This is a genomic window from Bacillus sp. FSL K6-1284 (assembly GCF_038002625.1).
Taxonomy (GTDB): domain Bacteria; phylum Bacillota; class Bacilli; order Bacillales; family Bacillaceae; genus Bacillus; species Bacillus paralicheniformis.
This window is the reverse complement of sequence record NZ_JBBOCW010000001.1, coordinates 617,799-637,387: the sequence shown is the minus strand read 5'-3', so window position 1 is coordinate 637,387 and position 19,589 is coordinate 617,799. Positions and strand designations below refer to the sequence as shown.

The 19,589-nt window shown below is 45.3% G+C and carries 12 protein-coding genes and 1 pseudogene; 6 read left to right on the top strand and 7 right to left on the bottom strand.

What is annotated here, in order from left to right; all coding sequences use genetic code 11:
• Positions 1-93 precede the first annotated feature (93 nt).
• Positions 94-6,006: a SpaA isopeptide-forming pilin-related protein gene (locus tag MHB72_RS03170; RefSeq protein ID WP_216921783.1), complete on the bottom strand. Its 5,913-nt coding sequence runs from the start codon at positions 6,004-6,006 to the stop codon at positions 94-96.
• A 286-nt stretch (positions 6,007-6,292) separates the two neighbouring features.
• Entirely contained in the window at positions 6,293-7,375 is a 1,083-nt protein-coding gene (locus MHB72_RS03165) for a response regulator (RefSeq protein WP_216921784.1), read from the bottom strand.
• A 493-nt stretch (positions 7,376-7,868) separates the two neighbouring features.
• Between MHB72_RS03165 and MHB72_RS03160 the strand changes: the two are divergent.
• The 3 genes and pseudogenes from MHB72_RS03160 to MHB72_RS03150 all read left to right on the top strand — a co-directional run.
• Positions 7,869-9,443 (top strand): annotated as a pseudogene (locus MHB72_RS03160) (ATP-binding protein); the annotation flags it as partial.
• A 93-nt stretch (positions 9,444-9,536) separates the two neighbouring features.
• Positions 9,537-10,616: a sensor histidine kinase gene (locus MHB72_RS03155; RefSeq protein WP_306453692.1), complete on the top strand. Its 1,080-nt coding sequence runs from the start codon at positions 9,537-9,539 to the stop codon at positions 10,614-10,616.
• A 203-nt stretch (positions 10,617-10,819) separates the two neighbouring features.
• The gene (locus MHB72_RS03150) at positions 10,820-11,992 is read left to right on the top strand and encodes an iron-containing alcohol dehydrogenase (protein ID WP_123032462.1); all 1,173 of its coding nucleotides are present in this window, start codon (positions 10,820-10,822) and stop codon (positions 11,990-11,992) included.
• A gap of 38 nt (positions 11,993-12,030) precedes the next feature.
• On the opposite strand, the gene MHB72_RS03145 is transcribed toward MHB72_RS03150, so the two are convergent.
• Positions 12,031-13,236, bottom strand: coding sequence for a Bcr/CflA family efflux MFS transporter (locus tag MHB72_RS03145; RefSeq protein WP_020450314.1), 1,206 nt, complete (start codon positions 13,234-13,236; stop codon positions 12,031-12,033).
• Positions 13,237-13,433: 197 nt separating this feature from the next.
• On the opposite strand from MHB72_RS03145, the gene MHB72_RS03140 reads away from it, so the two are divergent.
• Positions 13,434-13,883: an NUDIX hydrolase gene (locus tag MHB72_RS03140; RefSeq protein ID WP_020450313.1), complete on the top strand. Its 450-nt coding sequence runs from the start codon at positions 13,434-13,436 to the stop codon at positions 13,881-13,883.
• A gap of 23 nt (positions 13,884-13,906) precedes the next feature.
• On the opposite strand, the gene MHB72_RS03135 is transcribed toward MHB72_RS03140, so the two are convergent.
• From MHB72_RS03135 to MHB72_RS03125, 3 genes are all read right to left on the bottom strand, one after another.
• Complete coding sequence (locus MHB72_RS03135) at positions 13,907-15,802, bottom strand: acyltransferase family protein (protein ID WP_216921786.1); 1,896 nt, start codon at positions 15,800-15,802, stop codon at positions 13,907-13,909.
• Between the two features lie 228 nt (positions 15,803-16,030).
• Positions 16,031-16,891 (bottom strand): DUF3298 and DUF4163 domain-containing protein, encoded by an 861-nt coding sequence (locus MHB72_RS03130; RefSeq protein WP_216921788.1) that lies wholly within the window; start codon positions 16,889-16,891, stop codon positions 16,031-16,033.
• Positions 16,891-17,388, bottom strand: a complete 498-nt coding sequence (locus tag MHB72_RS03125; protein WP_020450310.1) for an RNA polymerase sigma factor — start codon at positions 17,386-17,388, stop codon at positions 16,891-16,893. Before MHB72_RS03125 ends, MHB72_RS03130 begins: the two co-directional genes overlap by 1 nt.
• 344 nt (positions 17,389-17,732) lie before the next feature.
• Between MHB72_RS03125 and MHB72_RS03120 the strand changes: the two genes are divergently transcribed.
• The gene (locus MHB72_RS03120; RefSeq protein WP_216921791.1) at positions 17,733-17,996 is read left to right on the top strand and encodes a CD3324 family protein; all 264 of its coding nucleotides are present in this window, start codon (positions 17,733-17,735) and stop codon (positions 17,994-17,996) included.
• Positions 17,997-18,128: 132 nt separating this feature from the next.
• Positions 18,129-18,953, top strand: a complete 825-nt coding sequence (locus MHB72_RS03115) for an alpha/beta fold hydrolase (RefSeq protein ID WP_254122295.1) — start codon at positions 18,129-18,131, stop codon at positions 18,951-18,953.
• A 76-nt stretch (positions 18,954-19,029) separates the two neighbouring features.
• Here the strand turns inward: MHB72_RS03115 and MHB72_RS03110 are convergent, their stop codons facing one another.
• Positions 19,030-19,389, bottom strand: a complete 360-nt coding sequence (locus tag MHB72_RS03110) for a putative zinc-binding protein (RefSeq protein ID WP_020450306.1) — start codon at positions 19,387-19,389, stop codon at positions 19,030-19,032.
• Positions 19,390-19,589 lie beyond the last annotated feature (200 nt).

The following is a 19,589-nucleotide window of genomic DNA, read 5'->3' as shown; positions in this document are numbered from 1 at the left end:
ACAATCCTTTCTAACCTTTATGTCAAATGAACGAATGCCGTTTTTCAAAAAAGCACCTGACCGGTTTCATGATCAGGTGCATAAATGATTCGTTTACGCCTTTCTTTGTTTCTTTCTTGTGTAGAAAGCGAAGACTCCTCCAGACAGAATCAGCAGGATGCCGATCATGATCGGAATGATGCTGTCTCTATCACCGGTTTTCGGAAGCGTATCTTTCAAATGACCTTTAGGATCTCCGTTCGAATTTCGGTCCGGTGTACCTTTGTTATCTGTTTTAGGGTCTCCCGAATTCGGGTTCGATGTGCCTTTGTCAACAGCCGGCGTTTTCAGCTTTTCATTGGACGCTGTGATCTCGACCGGTTTTGACTGTCCTTTTTTAATTTCAAAAGGAATCGGCGTTTCATCCAACTTATAACCGTCAGGCGCCTTCGTTTCGACAAATTGATAGCGCCCAGGTGCCAAACCTTCCGCAATAAATTGACCGTTTTGATCTGTAGTCCAGACAGCCGGCAGCTTTTTCCCGTTACCTGCGGCTTTAACAGGCTTTCCATTGGCATCGAGCAGCTTGAATTCTGCTCCTTTCAACACAGCTTTTTTATCGTTGCGGTCCACTTTCGTCAGTTTCGCATCGCCCGGTGTTAATTGATTCTCTGCAGTCATTTCAATTGGCTTTGTATCAGTATTTTTGACTGTGAACGATATTGGCGTCTTATCCAATTGATAATGCTTAGGCGCTTTTGTTTCGACAAATTGGTAGTTACCGGGCTTAAGACCGTACACTGTGATCCGGCCGTCTGTGTCTGTTGCCAAACCGGTTTTCAGCACCTTGCCGGTTTCATCTGTCAAATCGAACTGCGCTCCCTGAAGTCCGGCGCTCTTGTCATCCTGGCCGACTTTTGTGAGCACAACGCTGTTTTTCTTGTTGAGAGCCGTCAGTTTAACCTGTTTCGGCTCACCTTCGTGTTTCCCGGTAATGGAAAATGGGATCGGATCTGTTGACAGCAGGTAACCGTCAGGCGCATGTTTTTCAACAAATTGATAGCTTCCCGGCGCCAAATCGCCAGCCTCGATTTTGCCGTCTTCTTTAGAGATCAAATCGTCTTTGACCGTTTTGCCTTCGCTGTCAATGATTTTAAACACGGCTCCTTCTAATCCATTGCCGTCTTCATCTTTTTTCTGCAAATAAACCGAACCTTTGTAGTTGATGGCTTTACCCGCATCTACATGCGCAGGTTTTCCTTCAGCGGAATCCGGGATGACAAACTCTATTTTCCCGCTGTTCAATACAAATCCATCAGGCGCTTTCGTTTCTACGAAAGCATAGCGCCCAGGCGCCAGGCCTGAAGCCGTAACGGTTCCATTTTGATCTGAGACCAGTTCCTCCTGTACGGTATTCCCGTATTGATCTGCGATCTTAAAAACGGCTCCTTCAAGCTTGTGGCCTTCCGCATCTTCTTTTGTTAAATGAACCGAGCCTTTATAATTAACGGCGGCGCCTGCATCAACCGGCTCCGGTTTCCCTTCAGCTGAGCCCGGGATGGTGAATTCTATTTGATCGTTGTTTAACATAAAGCCCTCGGGCGCCTTCGTTTCCACGAAAGCATAGCGCCCAGGCGCCAGGCCTGAAACTGCGATTTTTCCGTCTTCATCGGAAGTGAGCTTTTCATGAACGGTGTTGCCTTCATGATCAACGATCTTAAATTCAGCGCCCTTCAGCGTACGGCCTTCCGCATCCTCTTTTGTCAAATAAACCGAACCTTTATAGTTGACGGCTTTGCCTGCGTCCACGGATTCCGGTTTTTCTTTTGCCGATTCAGATATGGTAAACTCGATTGCCTTGCTGTTTATCACAAAGCCCTCGGGCGCTTTGGTTTCAACAAAGGCATAGCGGCCAGGCGCAAGACCAGATACCGCGATTTTCCCGTCTTGATCTGAGGTGAGCTTTTCATGAACGGTGTTGCCTTCATGATCAATGAGCTTGAATTCAGCCCCCTCTAATTGACGGCCTTCTGCATCTTCTTTCGTTAAATGTGCTCTGCCTTTATAGTTGATCAATGTTCCTAAATCAACGTCAGGTACTTGATTCTTATCATTCGTTTTGACGGAGAAGCTGATTTCTTTTGTATTTAAGAGATATCCTTCTGGAGCTTTCGTTTCCAGCAAACGATAATTGCCGGGCGGTAAACCGTTGATTTCAACTTTTCCGTTTTCATTGCTCTTAATATTCGTACGTATTGTTGTAAAGGTGCCATCGCCGGATTTTTTCTCCAGCTTGAACACGGCTCCTTCCAAAGGATTCTTTTGTTCGTCTTGTTTGATAAGCGTCACCTTATTCTTTTCATTCACGACTTTGTAAAGCGCTCTGGCACTGGAAGAGCTGCTGTTAATCTCAACGGAGACCCCGTCTGCATAAGCGTCGCTGATCGTATATCCGTCAGGCGGCTTGATTTCTTTTAAAATGTAAGTCCCGTAGCGGATATTACCGAATGTCAGCTTGCCGTCGTCGTCAGTCGTTCCTGTCCGCAGAAGCCGCTCATTATCTTTTGTCCGCAATTGAAAATCTGCTCCGGAAAGCGGTGTGCCGCCTTCCCCCGTTTTAAGGATTGTCAGGCTGCCTCTTTCACCTGAGCCTGAACCGCCGCCGCTTGAAACGGCAACAAAGACCGAGCTGTTGTTTTCCTGGGTTTGTTCCTGAACATTCGTTCCCGAAATCGACACTTTGTTGTGAACATGACCGCTCGTGCCGGCAATATTGATTAATGATTGGTATTGAATCACATAGGCGCGGTCGATTTTTTTGTAATCACCTGTAAATTTCAGGACAAATGATTGTTCACCGGTTGCATTGTCGGTCTTGATGTCCAGTGTATAGTCTTCGCCTTTTTGAAGCTGAACATCATCCGGGACAAGATTTCCTCCGCTGTCTTTGACTGCACCTTTTTCATCGTATTTAGCTTGATAAACTTTAAAAGAATCTTCAGCTAAAATTTGGTTGGTATCCGGAGTATCGGTGACTTTTACATCCTCCAATACCGACTGGCTCGCATTGACATTAATACTCCAATCGACATAACCTCCGTTTTGTTTGCCTCCTTTGAAAACGAGGCTTCCTCCGTCGGCGACCGAAACGGATGCCGTCAACTCACGCTCTGAGTATCCGGCATTATAGTACGTCGCCTTGTTGGTGTAAGGGTCACGCTTAATGACCTGCCCTTTAAGCGAAGTTTTAAATACAATAAGATACGGGACGGAATCATCCGTTTTCAAATGGACAGTCAGCGTTTGTTTATTGTCAGCCGACGGCTCCTCCACATCATATTGTGAAGCGGGCAGGATGTCTCCTTCTGTGATGGAACCGTCTTTATTGACTGCATAGCTCTTGACGACCACTGATCCTTTAACAAATTGCTGGTCATCTGCTAAAGCATCTTTAACATAAGGATTCTTTGACGGCTCACCATTATAGTTGATGCCGATTTTCCACGTGATTTCTTTTGAAACCGCGTTATATGAGCCGTTTTTGAAACCGTTGTGGGATGTCTGGCGATTCGGTGTAAAACTGCTCGTTTCCTTATTTTTGCGTTCAGTGCTGCTGTGATCAGTCCAGGTTGATTCAGCCGTGTTTTTGACATTTTCGTTTGAAAAGTCGGCATTCATATTCGTCGTATAAGTGATCTTAAATTGGCTGTTTGTTGTTGCATAATCTCCGATGAGTTCCAGAAGAAAACCTTCATGATCCGGTTTTATTGTCAATGTATAGTCTTTGCCTTCTTGAAGCGTTTTGTTATTCGTCACATCCTGAAGACGGAATGATCCGTCGAGGAGCGCGAGCCCGCCGCTTTCGAAATTATCATCCAACTTCCAATTGTTCATCGTGTAGTTGTTTTTGTTGATTGCGATCGTCCAATCGACCGTTTTATTCTTGTAATCAATGTTTGAATAGCCTTTTATCAAATTCTGTTGAATGGCTGTACCGGAAGCTTTCTTTGATTCCCCTGTTCCGGTCACTGCTGTGTTCGTATACGTTGTCGATTTATCGATGATCACTCCGCTGTTGACCTCGGTTTGATATGTGATTTTGTAAGCTCCGGTAACATTTTGGTTAAATTTGATTTCAAACCCGCTTCCATTATCGGAGAGCGTATAGTCTTTGCCTTCCGTTAGAGGCGTTCCCGCCTGTTCACTTCCGTTCTGATTGAAGGTAATAGGAATCACCTTCAAGGAATCTGAAACAAGCTGCAAATCAGCGGAACCAAACGAGTCTGTTATGCTCGCCTTGGATTCGTCAATCTTCTTCTCACCATAGTTATATAAAATCGTCCAGCTGAAAGTCTGTGAATCGCTTTTATAACCTGTCGACGATTTTTCGATCATTTTCCCGTATTTGGCTGTGACAGAGGCCTCTGCAGAAGCAGGTTCCAGATTGTCTCCGCCGAATGTCGCCTTGTTCGTAAATGCAGCATTTCCGCCTTCATCCGGCTTTGCGGAGTCATCGATGTCCGTCACATAGATCAGGCGATAAGCCGAATCTATCTCACCGTCAAATGTGACATTCCCATTTGCATCTACAGTGTAGCCTGAAAGAACTTCATCTCCCTGGCTGACTGAACCATCTATGTTGACATCGAGTTGATAAACTTTGACAGAACGATAGATCAGCCCCTCCGGAAAGTTCTCGGTCAACTTGGCATTTTTGACTTGATCCAATTTTTTGTTGAGGTCGACTGTCCATGTGACTTGCCCCGGATTGATGCCTTTATCAAAAATTCCTGATTTATCGATGGTTTTGCTTACGTTTGGTTTAAAATAAACCGTTACCTCCGGAGTGTCTGATTTCACCGGGAAGGGAATCTTTTGAGTCGTCGATCCTTTTATTTTTTGCGCGTTGAACTGCGTATTGACAAACAACGTCCCTTTGACCTTCGAATCTGTTTTCACTTCACCATTAAACGTCATCACAACATGGCCTTTTGTATCAATTGAAAAATAGCCGTACGTGATACCGCCTGAGCTTAATGGCTGATTCGTAATATCGTTGTACATAATGAAAGCTTCAGGCAGATCAAATTCATAGCGATCGCCGTCATTTATCGTCTTTCCGAGCTCATCCGGGATGTCCCAAGTGATTGAAATTTTTGCCGGAGAATTCGTGTCAGCCCGGTTGCTTTTGTCATAAGGCTTTCCGTGTTCATCTGTCAGCGTCACGCCGGTTAAAATATTTTGGGTGATTTGATTGCCTCCGGACGCAAGGCTCCCGGCTGCCGCTAGTCTTGAAGATGCTGGCGGTTTTGAATCGCTGCTCTCAGTGTCAGCAGCTTTTGTCTTCGTTTCCTCTTCGTCCTGCTCCCCTGAAGATTTTGATTGATCGTCAGCTGCTGCCTGATCGTCCTCAGATGACGGAGAATCGTTTTTCGCCGTTTCCGATTCGGAGCCTGTATTTACAGGGATGACTGCTTGCTGCGTCTTGCCTGCTCCGAGTTGAAAGATAGCGGTGACCGTTTTTGTACCGCTTTTCACAGCAGCGGCAAACTTTGCTTCCAGAGTGATGGACCCTTTTGCCTCTGCAGTGCTGTTCAAGGTTACGGTCAAAATGTTGCTGTCCGCTTTCACCTCATAGCTGCCGATGATCTGCTGATCTGCCGATTTCACATCTCCCTTGGCATCCTGAGCGAATTCGAAGCTTTTAGGCACCTCTACAGTGAAGCTTTTTTCGGTGCCGGCTTCTTCATCGTTTTTTAACGCCCACTCGTATGTGAGTGTCACTTTGTCACCCGGTTTTAATGCCGGGTCGTCTCCCTTTGACCCGTCAACCGTTTGATCTTCGCTGTTTTTGATTGTCACTGAATCAAAAAACACGCTGCTCCCTGTTGATGTGCCGGCAGCCACTGCCGTCAGCGTAAAGCCGACAACTTGACTGAAGATCAAATACAATGCCAGGCAAGTGATCAAAAATGGTTTCAGCCCTCTTTTTTTGCTGAGGCTGAACGAATATTTTTTCGATCTCAAATTGTGATTCCTCCCCTTTTATCATGTTTTTGTGTACGGATCGATTGAGCCTGGAAAATGAATCCCTGAAAATACTTTTCTATTTGAAGAATGACAGGCTTTTAAATTCGCTGCTGTATGTTTAGCGGCGGTAATCAAGATATCGCGGCTATGAATTTTGCTTTATGTCAGCTGAGATCATCCGAACCAAACTACATTGTATGAGATGGAACTATACAATTTCTGAACATCGGCATGTAAGCTGAAAATGGCATAAAAAAAAGACCGGCTGATCCGGTCCTCGTGTTTATATTTCATTCATTTTGTCCTTGATGAGTTTGTAGCGCTCATACTCCTTGATCGCTTCTTCTACATTCCCGGTTTTATTAAACAGCTGCATCTTGTATTGGATGATTTTATGATCGTACGGTTCGAATTTCTCGACCTGCAGACATATATCAAGCGCCCGGCGGTAGTCTTTTTCACGAATAAGGCAATCGACCAGTTCATAAGCTTTTCCAAGCCATATCCGGGCAAGCCGTGTCTTTTCGGGTTCGGCCCACAAATAACCGTGTTCCATAAAGTAATGGTTTTCGTATGCAAGCAGCAATTCCATGTGCCGGTTGATCGTCGCCATATGAATTGGAGGAGCCTCTTTCAGCGACTTTTCCCATTCGTCAGCATCCACTTTCACACCGGAAATCCGGAGGACATATCCGGTGTCAGTCTTCTCGATGGATTGGCTGAACGGAAGCCTTTCGATTAATTTTCTGATTTGATAAATCGCCGTATACAGCTGGGTGCTCGCTTTAGAGACATCATGGTCAGGCCAGAACAGGTCGATCAACACGTCTTTGCTGATCACATGGCCGTGATGATGAAGCAAATACGCGTAAATTTCGCGTGCTTTGGACGTTCTCCACTTTACGGGTATATATGTTTTGACATCCTTCTCCGTTTTGTAAAATTGCAAACTCCCAAAACATTGAATGAAATAGTCTCCTCCGCCGTTTTCCGCGGAAGCCTTCAGCAAGCTGTTTTCTCTGATCCGTTTAACCGTCTTCACGAGCCGGACGTAATCGACGGGTTTAAGCAAATAATCCATCGCATTTAATTCAAATGCTTTTATGGCAAAATCGTTATAGGCCGTGATAAAAACAACCTGAATGTTTTCATTCATCGATTGAATCGCTTCAGCGAGCTCAATCCCGTTGATCCCCGGCATTTCAATGTCAAGAAACACCGTGTCTATATCCTGAATATCCGGATACTCCATAACATCAGCCGGATCTTGAAACATTTCAATGGATCGAAAACAATTTGTTCGTTCAAGCATATTTTTAAAATGAAGCAATGCCAATTCCTCATCATCCACAATTAACGCTTTCACGACACCCACCCCAATTTCATCGAGTCATCTGGAAATTATTATAATGATTATATCATGTCAATGGCCCCACTTAGTTGGATTCATTTTCTTATTCTTGTCGTTTATTAACATTTAAGAGTACAATATTCATATGGATTCGACAAGACTGCAGCAGGCTGAATGAGGAGTGCTGATATTGAAAAAGCTATTTGTTTTCCTTTCGATTATTCTCGGCTATGCCGGCTTCTTTTTTATTTTCTTATTCATTAACAATCAACTGTCCGATCAGAATTACCCTGAAGCAAAGCAAGGAATCATCAATCTGGAAACATGGGATTTTCAGAAAGATGGGAACATCGCGCTCACCGGGGAATGGACACTCTATCGAAACCAGCTTCTCTCGCCAAAGGCGATCCATTCAGGCATTGGAAAAGCCCCCATTTATTCCGCTGTGCCTAACAATGTCAAACTTACCGATTCAGGGGAAAACGTGGATTACGGTACATACAGACTGATGATCCGGTCAAAGCAGGACAATGAGATGTTCGGAATCAGCACCTCTTTTATTAACAGCGCAAACCGAATTTATTTCAACGGCAAATTGATCGGGCAGAGCGGAACTCCTTCAAGCAAAGCGAATTTCAGGGCTCAAAACAGGCCTTATACGAGTTTTTTCGACATTCACCGCGGGGACAACGAGCTGATTGTACAATTTTCGAACTTCAAAAAAACACCTTCATGGGGAATAGAAAAACCGATTACCTTCGGAACGCAGCAGCACATTTTACACCAAAGCAAAATTTCTTTCTTTAATGAAACCAGCATGATCACGGCATTCTTCATTACCGGTTTATACTTTTTCGGCTTTTTCCTGCATCGAAAAAAGGATAAGCACTTATTCTTTTTTTCCACGATGTGTCTTCTTTTTTCGGTCATTGTGCTTTTAATCGGACGAGAACGAATGATCTTTCTTTTCTTTCCGTCTGTTTCATTCTCGGCTTTAAGCGTAATGAGGGCAACCACAATGGTGCTTGTCAGTATAGCGGTTTTTCTCTATCTCTATTTCGCTTACAGAGAAATCGTTTCGAAAAAATGGATAATCGGCGCGACTGCATTTTCTGCACTGGTTTTGTTGATTGATTTTATATCATGGGGTTTTACAGACCGTCTCGCATATGTATTGCATTCCGTTCTTGCCGTCACGACTTTGATTTATATTACGTATGTGTTTGCGATTGCTGCCCTTCGGAAAATGAAAGGCAGTCTTTATCTTACGATTGCAGCGATCTCAATGAGCGCATTCGTCATTTTAACGACCGTTTCTGCTTACAGCGGCAAAAGAGGCTTTTCGTTCAATTCGCTCTATGCCGTGCCGTCAATCATCGCTTTGCTGGCGGCTGTTCTGATGATGGCACAGCAATTCGCAGGCGCATTCCGCGAGAATGAAGTCCTATCCTTGAAATTGCTCAGAATGAATCGATTAAAAGACGAATTTATCGCCAAAACATCGCATGAATTTAAAACGCCGCTGAACAGCATGATTAATATATGCCAGACCCTTTTGGCAAGGAAAAGCAAAAGGACGGTAGAGGAAGAAAAAGAAAATCTGCAGCTGGTCATCCGCATGGGATACAGGCTCTCCAGCCTGGTGAATGACATTCTCGATTTGGAAAAAATGAAGCAGGGCATGCTGCAGATTCAAGCCGTTCCTGTCGATACCCATTCAGCGATCAGTACGGAAATGGGCTTCTATCGGCTGTTGTCAAAAAATAAACAGGTCCGGATTGTAAACCTGGTTCCATCCGGACTGCCGCTCGTCTTGGCTGACGAAAACCGCTTCCGGCAAATCATGACCAACCTGGTAGATAACGCAATCAAGTATACGCCGGAGGGACAAATTACGCTCTCTGCCGAGAGGATCAACCAAGAGAAGGTCAAAATCACTGTAGCGGATACAGGAGTCGGCATACCAAAGGCCGTCCGTCAATCGATATTCGAATCTTTTCAACAAGCAAAAAACCATAAAGATGACGGAGCCGGGCTCGGTTTAAGCATCGTCAGACAGCTCGTTCAGCTTCAAAATGGGGAGATCTGGGTAGAATCGGAAGAAGGGAAAGGATCGGCATTTCATTTCACACTGCCTGTCGCAAAGGATGACTCGCTTCTTGACGATAAAGTGAACATGCCTCAACAGCAAGCCGTCAGGAGTTTGCCCGATGTTTCAATAAGCACGCCGTATTATTCAAAGAAAATGGATGCTCCAACTGTTCTGATCGTCGATGATAACATTGAAAGCTTAAAAATTTTGGCCGATATGCTTGAAGGCGTTCCTTATCAAGTCATCGCAGCAAAAAGCGGCAAAGAGGCTCTCGAAGTCGCCTCCCGTTCAAAGCTTGACTTGGTGATTTTGGATCTGATGATGCCCGATATGACAGGGTTTGAAGTCTCTATGAAAATCCGTGAAAGATTCACAATGGTGGAACTTCCGGTTCTCATTATTACGGCAGCCATCATCGATCATGATAAATACAAGGCTTTTCACGCCGGGGCAAATGACATTTTGCAAAAACCGTACAACTACACTGAATTTGCAGCCCGCGTTAAAAACCTGATCATGATGAAAGATACGGCAGCCCAAGCGACCAATATGGAGATGGCATTCCTCCAGTCGCAGATCAAGCCGCACTTTCTTTTCAACGTATTAAATACAATTATCGCGCTCAGTCATTTGGATATTGAAAAAGCGCGCGAAGTAACGGCTGATTTTACAAACTACTTAAGAATGAGTTTTGATTTTCAAAATACATCAGGGATGAGTTCTTTCAAACATGAACTGTCGATTGTGAATTCGTATCTTTCTATTGAAAAAACGCGCTTCGGCGATCGGCTGGACGTCATTTACGATATTGACGAAGACATTGACTTTGCCCTTCCGCCATTAATGATTCAGCCTCTTGTCGAAAATGCCGTCCACCACGGCATCAGCAAAAAAAGAGGCGGAGGCTGGATCAAGCTGACGGCAAAAAAAGAAAGCGAAAACCGCTATTATATCAAGATAGAGGACAATGGAATCGGCATGCCGCCGGAAAAACAACACGATATCTTTTCCTCTCATTTCACTCATAGCGTCGGTATGAAAAATATCAACCGAAGACTGAAGCACTTCTGCGGGAGCGAACTGAATATCGAGAGTGCGCCGGATGACGGAACCGCTGTCTCAATGGTCATCTCTATCAACGAATCGGCGGACGTCTCAGTATAGGTTTTAACCTGAAGACAGAACGGCCTCCTCAGCTTGCCGGCAAAGTCGGCAAGCTTTTTTATGCAGTAAATCAGGTGTGTGCTTCCTCCCCTCTGTACAATTTGACCCTGTCCTTTGTAAGAACACGGCCTCTTTTTCTATACGATTCAATATGTTATAGTAGAAAACTGTTTTTACATATACCATAGGAGGTTTGTTCATCAATGGAAAATTTCAGCTATTACAATCCAACGAAATTGATCTTCGGAAAAGGCCAGCTTGAACAGTTAAGAAAAGAATTAAAGGAATACGGAAAAAATGTATTGCTTGTTTATGGAGGCGGCAGTATTAAAAAGAACGGTCTTTATGACGAAGTTACGCGCGTGTTGAAAGAAGAAGGCGCTGACATGCACGAGCTTTCCGGAGTAGAACCAAATCCGCGTCTTGCTACGGTTAAAAAAGGGATCGAATTGTGTGCCCGGCATGAAATCGATTTTCTCCTCGCTGTCGGCGGAGGAAGCGTCATCGACTGCACGAAAGCGATTGCTGCAGGAGCAAAATACGACGGCGACCCTTGGGATATCTTCAGCAAAAAAACGACAGCAAAAGACGCCCTGCCGTTCGGTACGATTTTAACCTTAGCTGCAACCGGATCTGAAATGAACCCCGATTCCGTCATTACAAACTGGGAAACGAATGAAAAATATGTATGGGGAAGCGATGTCACGCATCCGAAGTTCTCCATTTTAGACCCTGAAAATACGTTCAGCGTCCCGGAAAACCAAACGGTTTACGGCATTGTTGATATGATGAGCCATGTGTTTGAACAATATTTTCATAATGTCAAAAACACGCCGCTTCAGGACAGACTGTGCTTTTCCGTTTTGCAGACGGTCATCGAAACGGCACCGAAGCTGTTGGAAGACCTGCAAAACTATGAGCACCGGGAAACCATTTTATACGCAGGCACAATCGCTTTGAATGGCACGCTGCAAATGGGCTATTTCGGCGATTGGGCTTCCCATACAATGGAGCACGCCGTTTCGGCCGTTTACGACATTCCGCATGCGGGCGGCCTTGCGATCTTGTTCCCGAACTGGATGAGATATACGCTTGATACGAATGTCAGCCGCTTCAAAGCCCTTATGCTGAACATGTTTGACATTGACACAGAAGGCAAAACCGATAAAGACATCGCGCTTGAAGGAATCGATAAGCTGTCCGCGTTCTGGACAAGCCTTGGCGCTCCTTCCCGCCTTGCCGACTACGGCATCGGCGAAGAAAAGCTCGATCTGATCGCAGACATCGCCGCTAAAGAAATCGAGCACGGCGGCTTCGCCAATTTCCAAAAACTAAACAAAGATGACGTACTCGCCATTCTCCGGGCTTCTCTATAACAACAAAAGGACGGAATCAAGTGATTCCGTCCTTATCTTTACCGCTCCCCCTGTCTTTCCCGTGTTAAGGCAAAAAAGGTGAAAGATCCGATCACAGCTGTAATAAACATGATCGCACCCATTGGAACGGCCGTTGTTTCATTCATTCCAACGAGAGGCGAAACGATCGAACCGAGCAGAAGCGGAAGCATGCCGAGCATCGCGCTTGCACTGCCCGCACGGTGTCCCTGGTTTTCCATCGCCAGCGTAAATGTGCTTGTCAACGTCATTCCGATGGTTATCATGTAGATAAAGATGGAAATGACAATCGCTGCAAGCGGTCCTTTCAAAATCGTCATCGTCAGGAGAACGGATGTCGCGATGACAGCGGTAATAACCGCGATCCGCAAGAGCTTCCTCTCATGAATGATTCCCCCGAAACGCCCGATGATAAAGCTTCCCGAAATAATAGCAAGGCCGTTAATGCCGAACAGCACGCTGAACACTTGAGGAGAAACCCCATAGATGTCCTGATATACAAAAGGGGTTCCGGACACGTATGCAAAGCTGCCTCCGTGAATGAAACCGACAGTCAGCGCATAGCCGATGAAAGACCGGTCCTTCAACAAGCTCCCCATCGTTTTGAGAGACGAACCGATTGAGCTTGGAATCCGTTTTTCAGGCGGCAATGTTTCAGTCAATTTCATTGAGATAACGAGCACTAGAAACAATCCGATCAATGACAGAGTATAAAAAATCGTATGCCAAGTAGCGAACGGCAAAAGCAGGATGGCTCCCCCCGTCATTGGTGCGACCATTGGCGCAACCGCGGTGATCACCATTAAAAGCGAGAAAAATTTAGAAAGCTCTCTGCCTGTAAACACGTCCCGTACAATGGCGCGCGACAGCACAATTCCCGCCGAAGCGGTAAAACCCTGTAAAAAACGACCAATGACCAGCATAATAATGTTCGGGGAAAGCGCGCAAAACAAAGAAGACAACGCAAATAAAAAGATGGATATTAATAAGGGCTTCCGTCTTCCTTGTGCATCACTGACCGGCCCAATAACGAGCTGACCAAACGTAAGCCCGATCAAACACGCTGTTAAGCTTAGCTGTACGAGCGAGGCTCCAGCTGATAAATCATCGGCAATTTCGGGAAAGCTTGGCAAATACATATCGATATTCAGCGGGCCCAGTATCGCAAGCATGCCGAGCAGAAAAGCCAATGCAAGGCGTTCCTTTCCTGTTGGATTATGGAGCATAGTATCAAACCTTTCTTTCAAGCTAGTAAAATATATTGTTTCATCATGAAATAAACTGGAGGATCGCAAAACATTTGTATATTGTAACATATTTTTTTGGCTGTGAAAGAGGATTGCTCATGACCGGTTAAGATCGGAGATCGAATCGGTCAGATGATTTATAATTGAAGTGAAACACAGGAAGGAGTTATCTTAACTTGAATGCAGTAAACACTGTAGGTTGCTTTACAATTGTGGAAAATAGCAAAGGAAAAATACTTCTGGTTAAAAGAAAAGATTATCCTGTCTGGGACTTGCCAGGAGGCAGAATGGAAAAGCACGAGCAACCGGAAACATGCGCCATGAGGGAAATGGAAGAAGAAACAGGCTACCGTATTTCTATTATGTGCAAAATAGGAGAGTACGATCAACCGCAATATCATGACATACAGTACATCTATTCAGGAAAATTACTAGGTGGGGAACCCATTAAACAAGGGCCAGAAACAGCAAAAATCGGATGGTTTCGCAAAGATAGATTACCTTTGTTAATGGTTCCCCATAGAAGAAAACAAATAAAAAATTTTACAAAACATCATAACAAACTAGTAAAAGAAACTTTAAAAACACCTTATTTGATTAGATTTATCACGAAATTCAAGAAATAACAGCCTCTTTTTATGTTTAAGCATTATTTCATCGCTTTGACGATAAGCGATGCCAAAGCTTCGGTCCCTTTCGGCATCAGGTGTACGCCGTCAGCGGTGAAATATTCGGGATGTTTCAGGGCTTCAGTATGCCAATCGACCAATGTCACGTTTTGACGGCTGTCCGCTTGCTTCCGAAGCGATTCATTCACCTTGCTCTCCCACTGACGGGGGACGCGCGTGTTCACGAGATAGACATCAGCGTTTGAGAACGCATCAAGCAAAGCGTCCATCTGACTGTCCGTAAAATAGCCGTTTGTTCCCAGTTCAATCACGACGGCTTTGTCCGAATGATTAAAGGAAGCGTAGGTTGATGTCAATTGAAGCGCTTCCCTCACTTGCCTTCCAACCTGACCGTCGATTGTGATTCCCGGAATTTTCTTACGCAGGCTGGAAGCAATGTCAAGCATGACCGAATCCCCGACAGCCAATACCTCTTTCTCGATATGATCAGGCTCTTTTTCCGCAGACTGCTCATCTTTTGTATTTGACGATTCATCCCCGCCGGCTTTCTGCCGGCTTTTAGTTTCATCATCTTTCCCGCTTTCAGCTTGTGCTTTCTTATTATCCTTCCGTTCTTCACTTTTGTCAGCCGGCTGATCCGCTGAGGCGCTTGTTTCCTCATAAGATTTGGAATAGGCCTGTTGCGGCTGTTTCTTTTCGTCGGCCAATCCCGACAGGCCTCCTGCAAAAATGAGGAGTGCGGCAAACATCAGTCCGATTGATATTTTGCTGGGAACGGAAGCGGTTTTCCATTCCGTGATCTTATCCAGAAAAACCCGGCTGACAAACGGTTTAAAACCGTCTTGTCGGATTGGCTTCTCGATAAAGCGATACGAAAGTTCCGCCAGAATAAACGTAACAGCGACCTTAATCGCAACATGCCAGAACACCGGATTTCCAATCTCTTGAACAGGTGTGCTCAGCACGATGACGGGATAGTGCCAAAGATAAATGCCGTACGACCTTTTCCCGATCCAGCGCAGCGGCTTCACGGAAAGGACAAAGCCCAAGAAGCTGCTCGGATGACTGACGCATGCAATCAAAATCGCTGCGATTATGCTGATCAGAAGCATTCCGCCGTGATAGAGAAACGGGCTGAATTCATCGACAAAATAAATGCTCATCATAAGCAGCGCGAAAGCGGCAAGCTCAGTTCCGTGCAACGCGTGCTTCAGGCTGCTTGGGAGCCTGTTCCCAGATAGTCTTTTCATCGGCCACACAAGGGCTAATGCGCATCCGATCAACAGCTCGAAGGCGCGTGTATCAGTCCCGTAATATACGCGGCTCGGATCGCCGCCAGGGACGTACAAGATGCTCATCCATACGGCTGAACAAAGCGCACACAGCACAACCGCCGCAGCCAGCCTCTCCCGCTTTTTAAATATGTAGATGCCCAACAGCAAAATGATCGGCCAGATGAAATAAAACTGTTCTTCAATCGCCAGTGACCACAAGTTTTTTAAAGGAGACGGCGATCCGAAACTATCAAAATATGAGAGGTCGTGAAAGATAAACCACCAATTGCTGACATATAAAAGAGAGGAGATCGCATCTCCCCGCACGGTATGCATCAGCTCTCTGTTAAACAAAGCGACCCATATGACGGTTGCGAAAATCATGAGCGTCGCCGCTGGAAGCAGCCGCCGTATCCGGCGTACCCAAAAATCTCTGAATGTGAGGGAAATGTCATTTCCATACGCCGGCAGGATAATCGATGTAATCAAATATCCTGATAAAACAAAAAAGATATCAACGCCAATAAAGCCTCCGTCGGCCCAGCTCATGTTGAGGTGGTAAGCGATAACCGCCAAAACGGCAAAAGCCCGAAGCCCGTCTAACCCCGGTATGTAACGGTGTTGTTGTGTCTGATCTCGCATGGTATTCCTCCAATGATATGTACGTACGGTTCTTCTTTATGTTTCGCGCCTTTTACGGCTCCGATATTATAGACGAAGTCAGGACCGTTTTTTGTTTCAAAAATTCGTCATTTTTATCTACCCTGAATGATGCCGTCTCTCTAGTATAAAAGTTTCAAGCTGAATATGGTGTTACAAAGTTGTAAAAAGTAAGAAATCCATGATTTCAGCGAATCATGGATTTTTTGACTAGCGGATGTAGCGGTCGCCGATCAGCAGGCTCGAAATCGCCTTAGTCGGAATTTCAAACTCTACCGCGCCCATATATCCGGGTGCGACTTCATAATCGTCAAACGAAATCACGAGTTTATGATTCTCTGTAATATAAAAATTTTGGTCGGCCTTGATTCGTTTGAATGGCTCGACTTCCTCGTCATTGATCCAATATATTTTATCAGGATCATCTTTCATTTGCTGTTTCATTTGTTCTTTAATGTTTTCGCTGATGGCCGTAATATACCGGTCGTCTTTAAACAAACTCTTCAAGGTAAGCAGAATTTCATTCTTTTTGTCAATGGTGATATAGCGCCGTTCGGTATAGCTGGACGCTTCCGTTCTTTCGACGCTTCGCCGAATCGAAATCAAATCCTTCGTATCCGTGACTGTCTCATAATCGCTGTAGATGCTGAGATGCCCTTTTTTATTCCGGGACGTCTCCTTCATGAATTCCCGGTAAAGCTGACGGCTTTCCTTTACATATTTCTCGTTAATGCCATTTTCAAGCTCCCGGTTATTCAAGCCGGACAGAGCCGGTGTTTTCACGTCAATACTCGATTCTCCATCTTTCTGTTTGATCTCGGTGAATGTGATCGCCTTAACGACCTTGCCGATGACGGGTAAACGCGACATGGCCTGGGCTGCTCCGGGATTGATATTCACGACGGCAGCAAATAGTACAGCCGCCGCGACAAGCGTTGATGCAGGCCATACCACCAGCCTTCTCTTCTTCTTCGATTTATGCTGAAGCGCAGTTTCGACAACCTGATCCAGTTCCTTCGGAATGGGGACGTTTTGATATGCTTTTCTCAGCTGTTCCAATTTCTTTTCCATTAAGAAAGATCCTCCTTCGTCAATTGGATGCGCATAAGCTTCAATCCTCTGTAAAGGCGCGTTTTGACCGTATTCAAATTTTCGCCTGTGATTTCCGCAATCTCTTCCAGTTTGAGGTCCTCAAAAAATCGCAGAACAATAATGGTGTGGTAGGGATGCGGCAACTCGTCAAGCGCCTCATGAAGGTCTGTATCCCGGTAGATATCTTCCTTGCCCTTGCTTAAAAATTCGATCGTTTGATCATCCATAACCTTTAGTTTTTTCCGTTTGCGCAAAAAATCGATTGCCGTCCGCACCAAAATTTTATAAAACCAGCTTTTGATCGTATCCGGATTGCGAACAGAATCGACGGAATCGAGCGCTTTTTTGATTGATTCCTGGACAATATCTAAGGCGTCTTCTTGATTTTTCACATAGCTGTACGCCAGCCGGTAAAAGTCTTCTTTCCGGTCTGTTATGCAAGCGACAAGAGACGCTCTGGCTGCTTGTTTCTTCATTGCAATAAAGAACTCCTTTTTTGAATATACGTATATACGGCTGTTACATTAGGATAGACGCGGGAGCGTGAAAAATAGTTTGCGGACTGGTCATTCTTTTTAAAAATATTTTATCATCAAGTGCCGCCAATCTCGATTTCATTTATAATGAATAGCAAATTCGAAGGAGGTGATCACATGGCAAGCATCAGAATGCCGGATCATGCAGCGTCTCATGCAAAGCCTGTTATCGGAAAAGGCGATACTTTGCATGGGGTGGACAAATAAAATCGCCTGAAGTAAGCTTTTCTGGTAATTGGCTTTGCCCCTTATTTTACAATCAAAGGAATAAGGAGCTGGCAAACATGGCATACGTAAAGGCTGCCGCTGTTCTACCTGAAAAGCTGCTATCGGAAATTCAAAAGTATGTTCAAGGGGAAACGATCTACATTCCCAAGACTGAATCCGCCCACAAAAAATGGGGTGCACGTTCAGGAGCAAGAAAGCTGATCGATGATCGCAACACCGCGATAAAAAGGGCCTTTAAAAATGGCGAAACGATTGAGCACTTAGCAGCGGAACATCATCTTTCCATCGAAACGGTTAAAAAAATCGTTTACACAAAATAAACTGGAGCACGGATCCTTGTGATCGGTGCTTTTTAATATGGCGAGTTTGTTTATTAGCTGATTTCTGCATTTTCTATGCTTTCTCCGTCATGTAATGTAAAAGTGATCATGCAACGAGAGGAGAATATTGTCATGAAACACGGTGTATTGGAAGTACCCGGAGCAAAGCTCTACTACGAAGTGCGCGGCTCTGGGCCTATCTTGCTTATGATTCACGGGGGCAACGGCGATGCAGAATCATACCCGATTACAGACCGCCTATCCGACCGTTACACGGTTATCACATACGACCGCCGCGGGCATTCCCGCAGCAGGCTGGAAGATCCGAATGAAAATTACCAGGTTTCCGCACACAGCGATGATGCGAGCCGGCTGCTGGCCGCTCTGACGGATGAACCGGCCTATGTATTCGGCTGCAGCTCCGGCGCGGCCATTGGCCTTGATCTTGCCATCCGCCATCCTGAACAAATCCGCATGTTGGTCGCACACGAGCCTCCGATTCCGCAATTGTTGGCCGGCAGTGACCGCACCAAAGGGTTCGAGAGCTTGGAGAACCTTGAAAAACAATACAAACGAAGCGGATTACAGGCTTTAGAAGCATTCGCGAAAGCGATGGGCATTACGTCCACAGCTCAGCCGGACCGTCCAAAATCCCGGACGGAGCAGCTCATGGCCAACATTGACTATTTTATCCTGTCCGAGGTGCCTGGTTTAAGAGAATATTCACCCGACATCGGCAGGCTTAAAGCTTCACCGGTTACAGTCGTACCTGCCGGCGGCATTGATTCGCAAGGCTGTCTCCCGTACAGGTATGCAGAAGCATTGGCTGGTCATTTGAAAACGAAAGTGGTCGATTTTCCAGGCAATCATGTGGGATGCGTTTTATATCCGGAGGAATTTGCCGAAAGGCTGGACATGGTTTTTAGAAGATGTAACAACAAAAATACCAAGGGATGAAACCCTCGGTATTTTAAATCAATCCGCCGTTCACTGATGCTCTAAACAGCACCCTAAATAAACATTCCCAAAAGGCTTAGCATTTTAAGAGCTGCAAAATTTGTTCATACGCATTCATATAAAGGACAGGGTCGGGATCTGCTCCTTTTTTCTTCGGCACGTTAAAATCCGATAATACAAAATGATGCTTCGGCTGAACATCATGCTTAGCTAAACAGCTCTTGACACAGCATAAAGGACAGCCGTCAATCGCAATGATATCCCGCCCGGATTTTGCTGTTTTGACAAGCGGTTTCACATCGCCGCCGACTCCGGCAATGCACGACATTTCGGCCGTTTTCTCCCGATCCATTTTAATGGCAATCATATTGGCCGTTTGCGCGGCCGAGGAACATCCGGAGCACGAATACACTAGAGGCAGATCAGTTCTTTTCATCGGTTGACACATCCCCTGTTTTTCTTTATTTTCGCCGGCAAAAAACTATCATTTACTTTACAGGAGGTGCGTGATGAAAACTGTGAGCCAGATCACTTTTTCTATTACTCTATGAGCTGAATCAAACAGCCCAAGCAAAAGCAAAACTGCTTCACACTCCTTTCCCGTATTCAATGAGAATACTCGCCTCCTTGATCTAT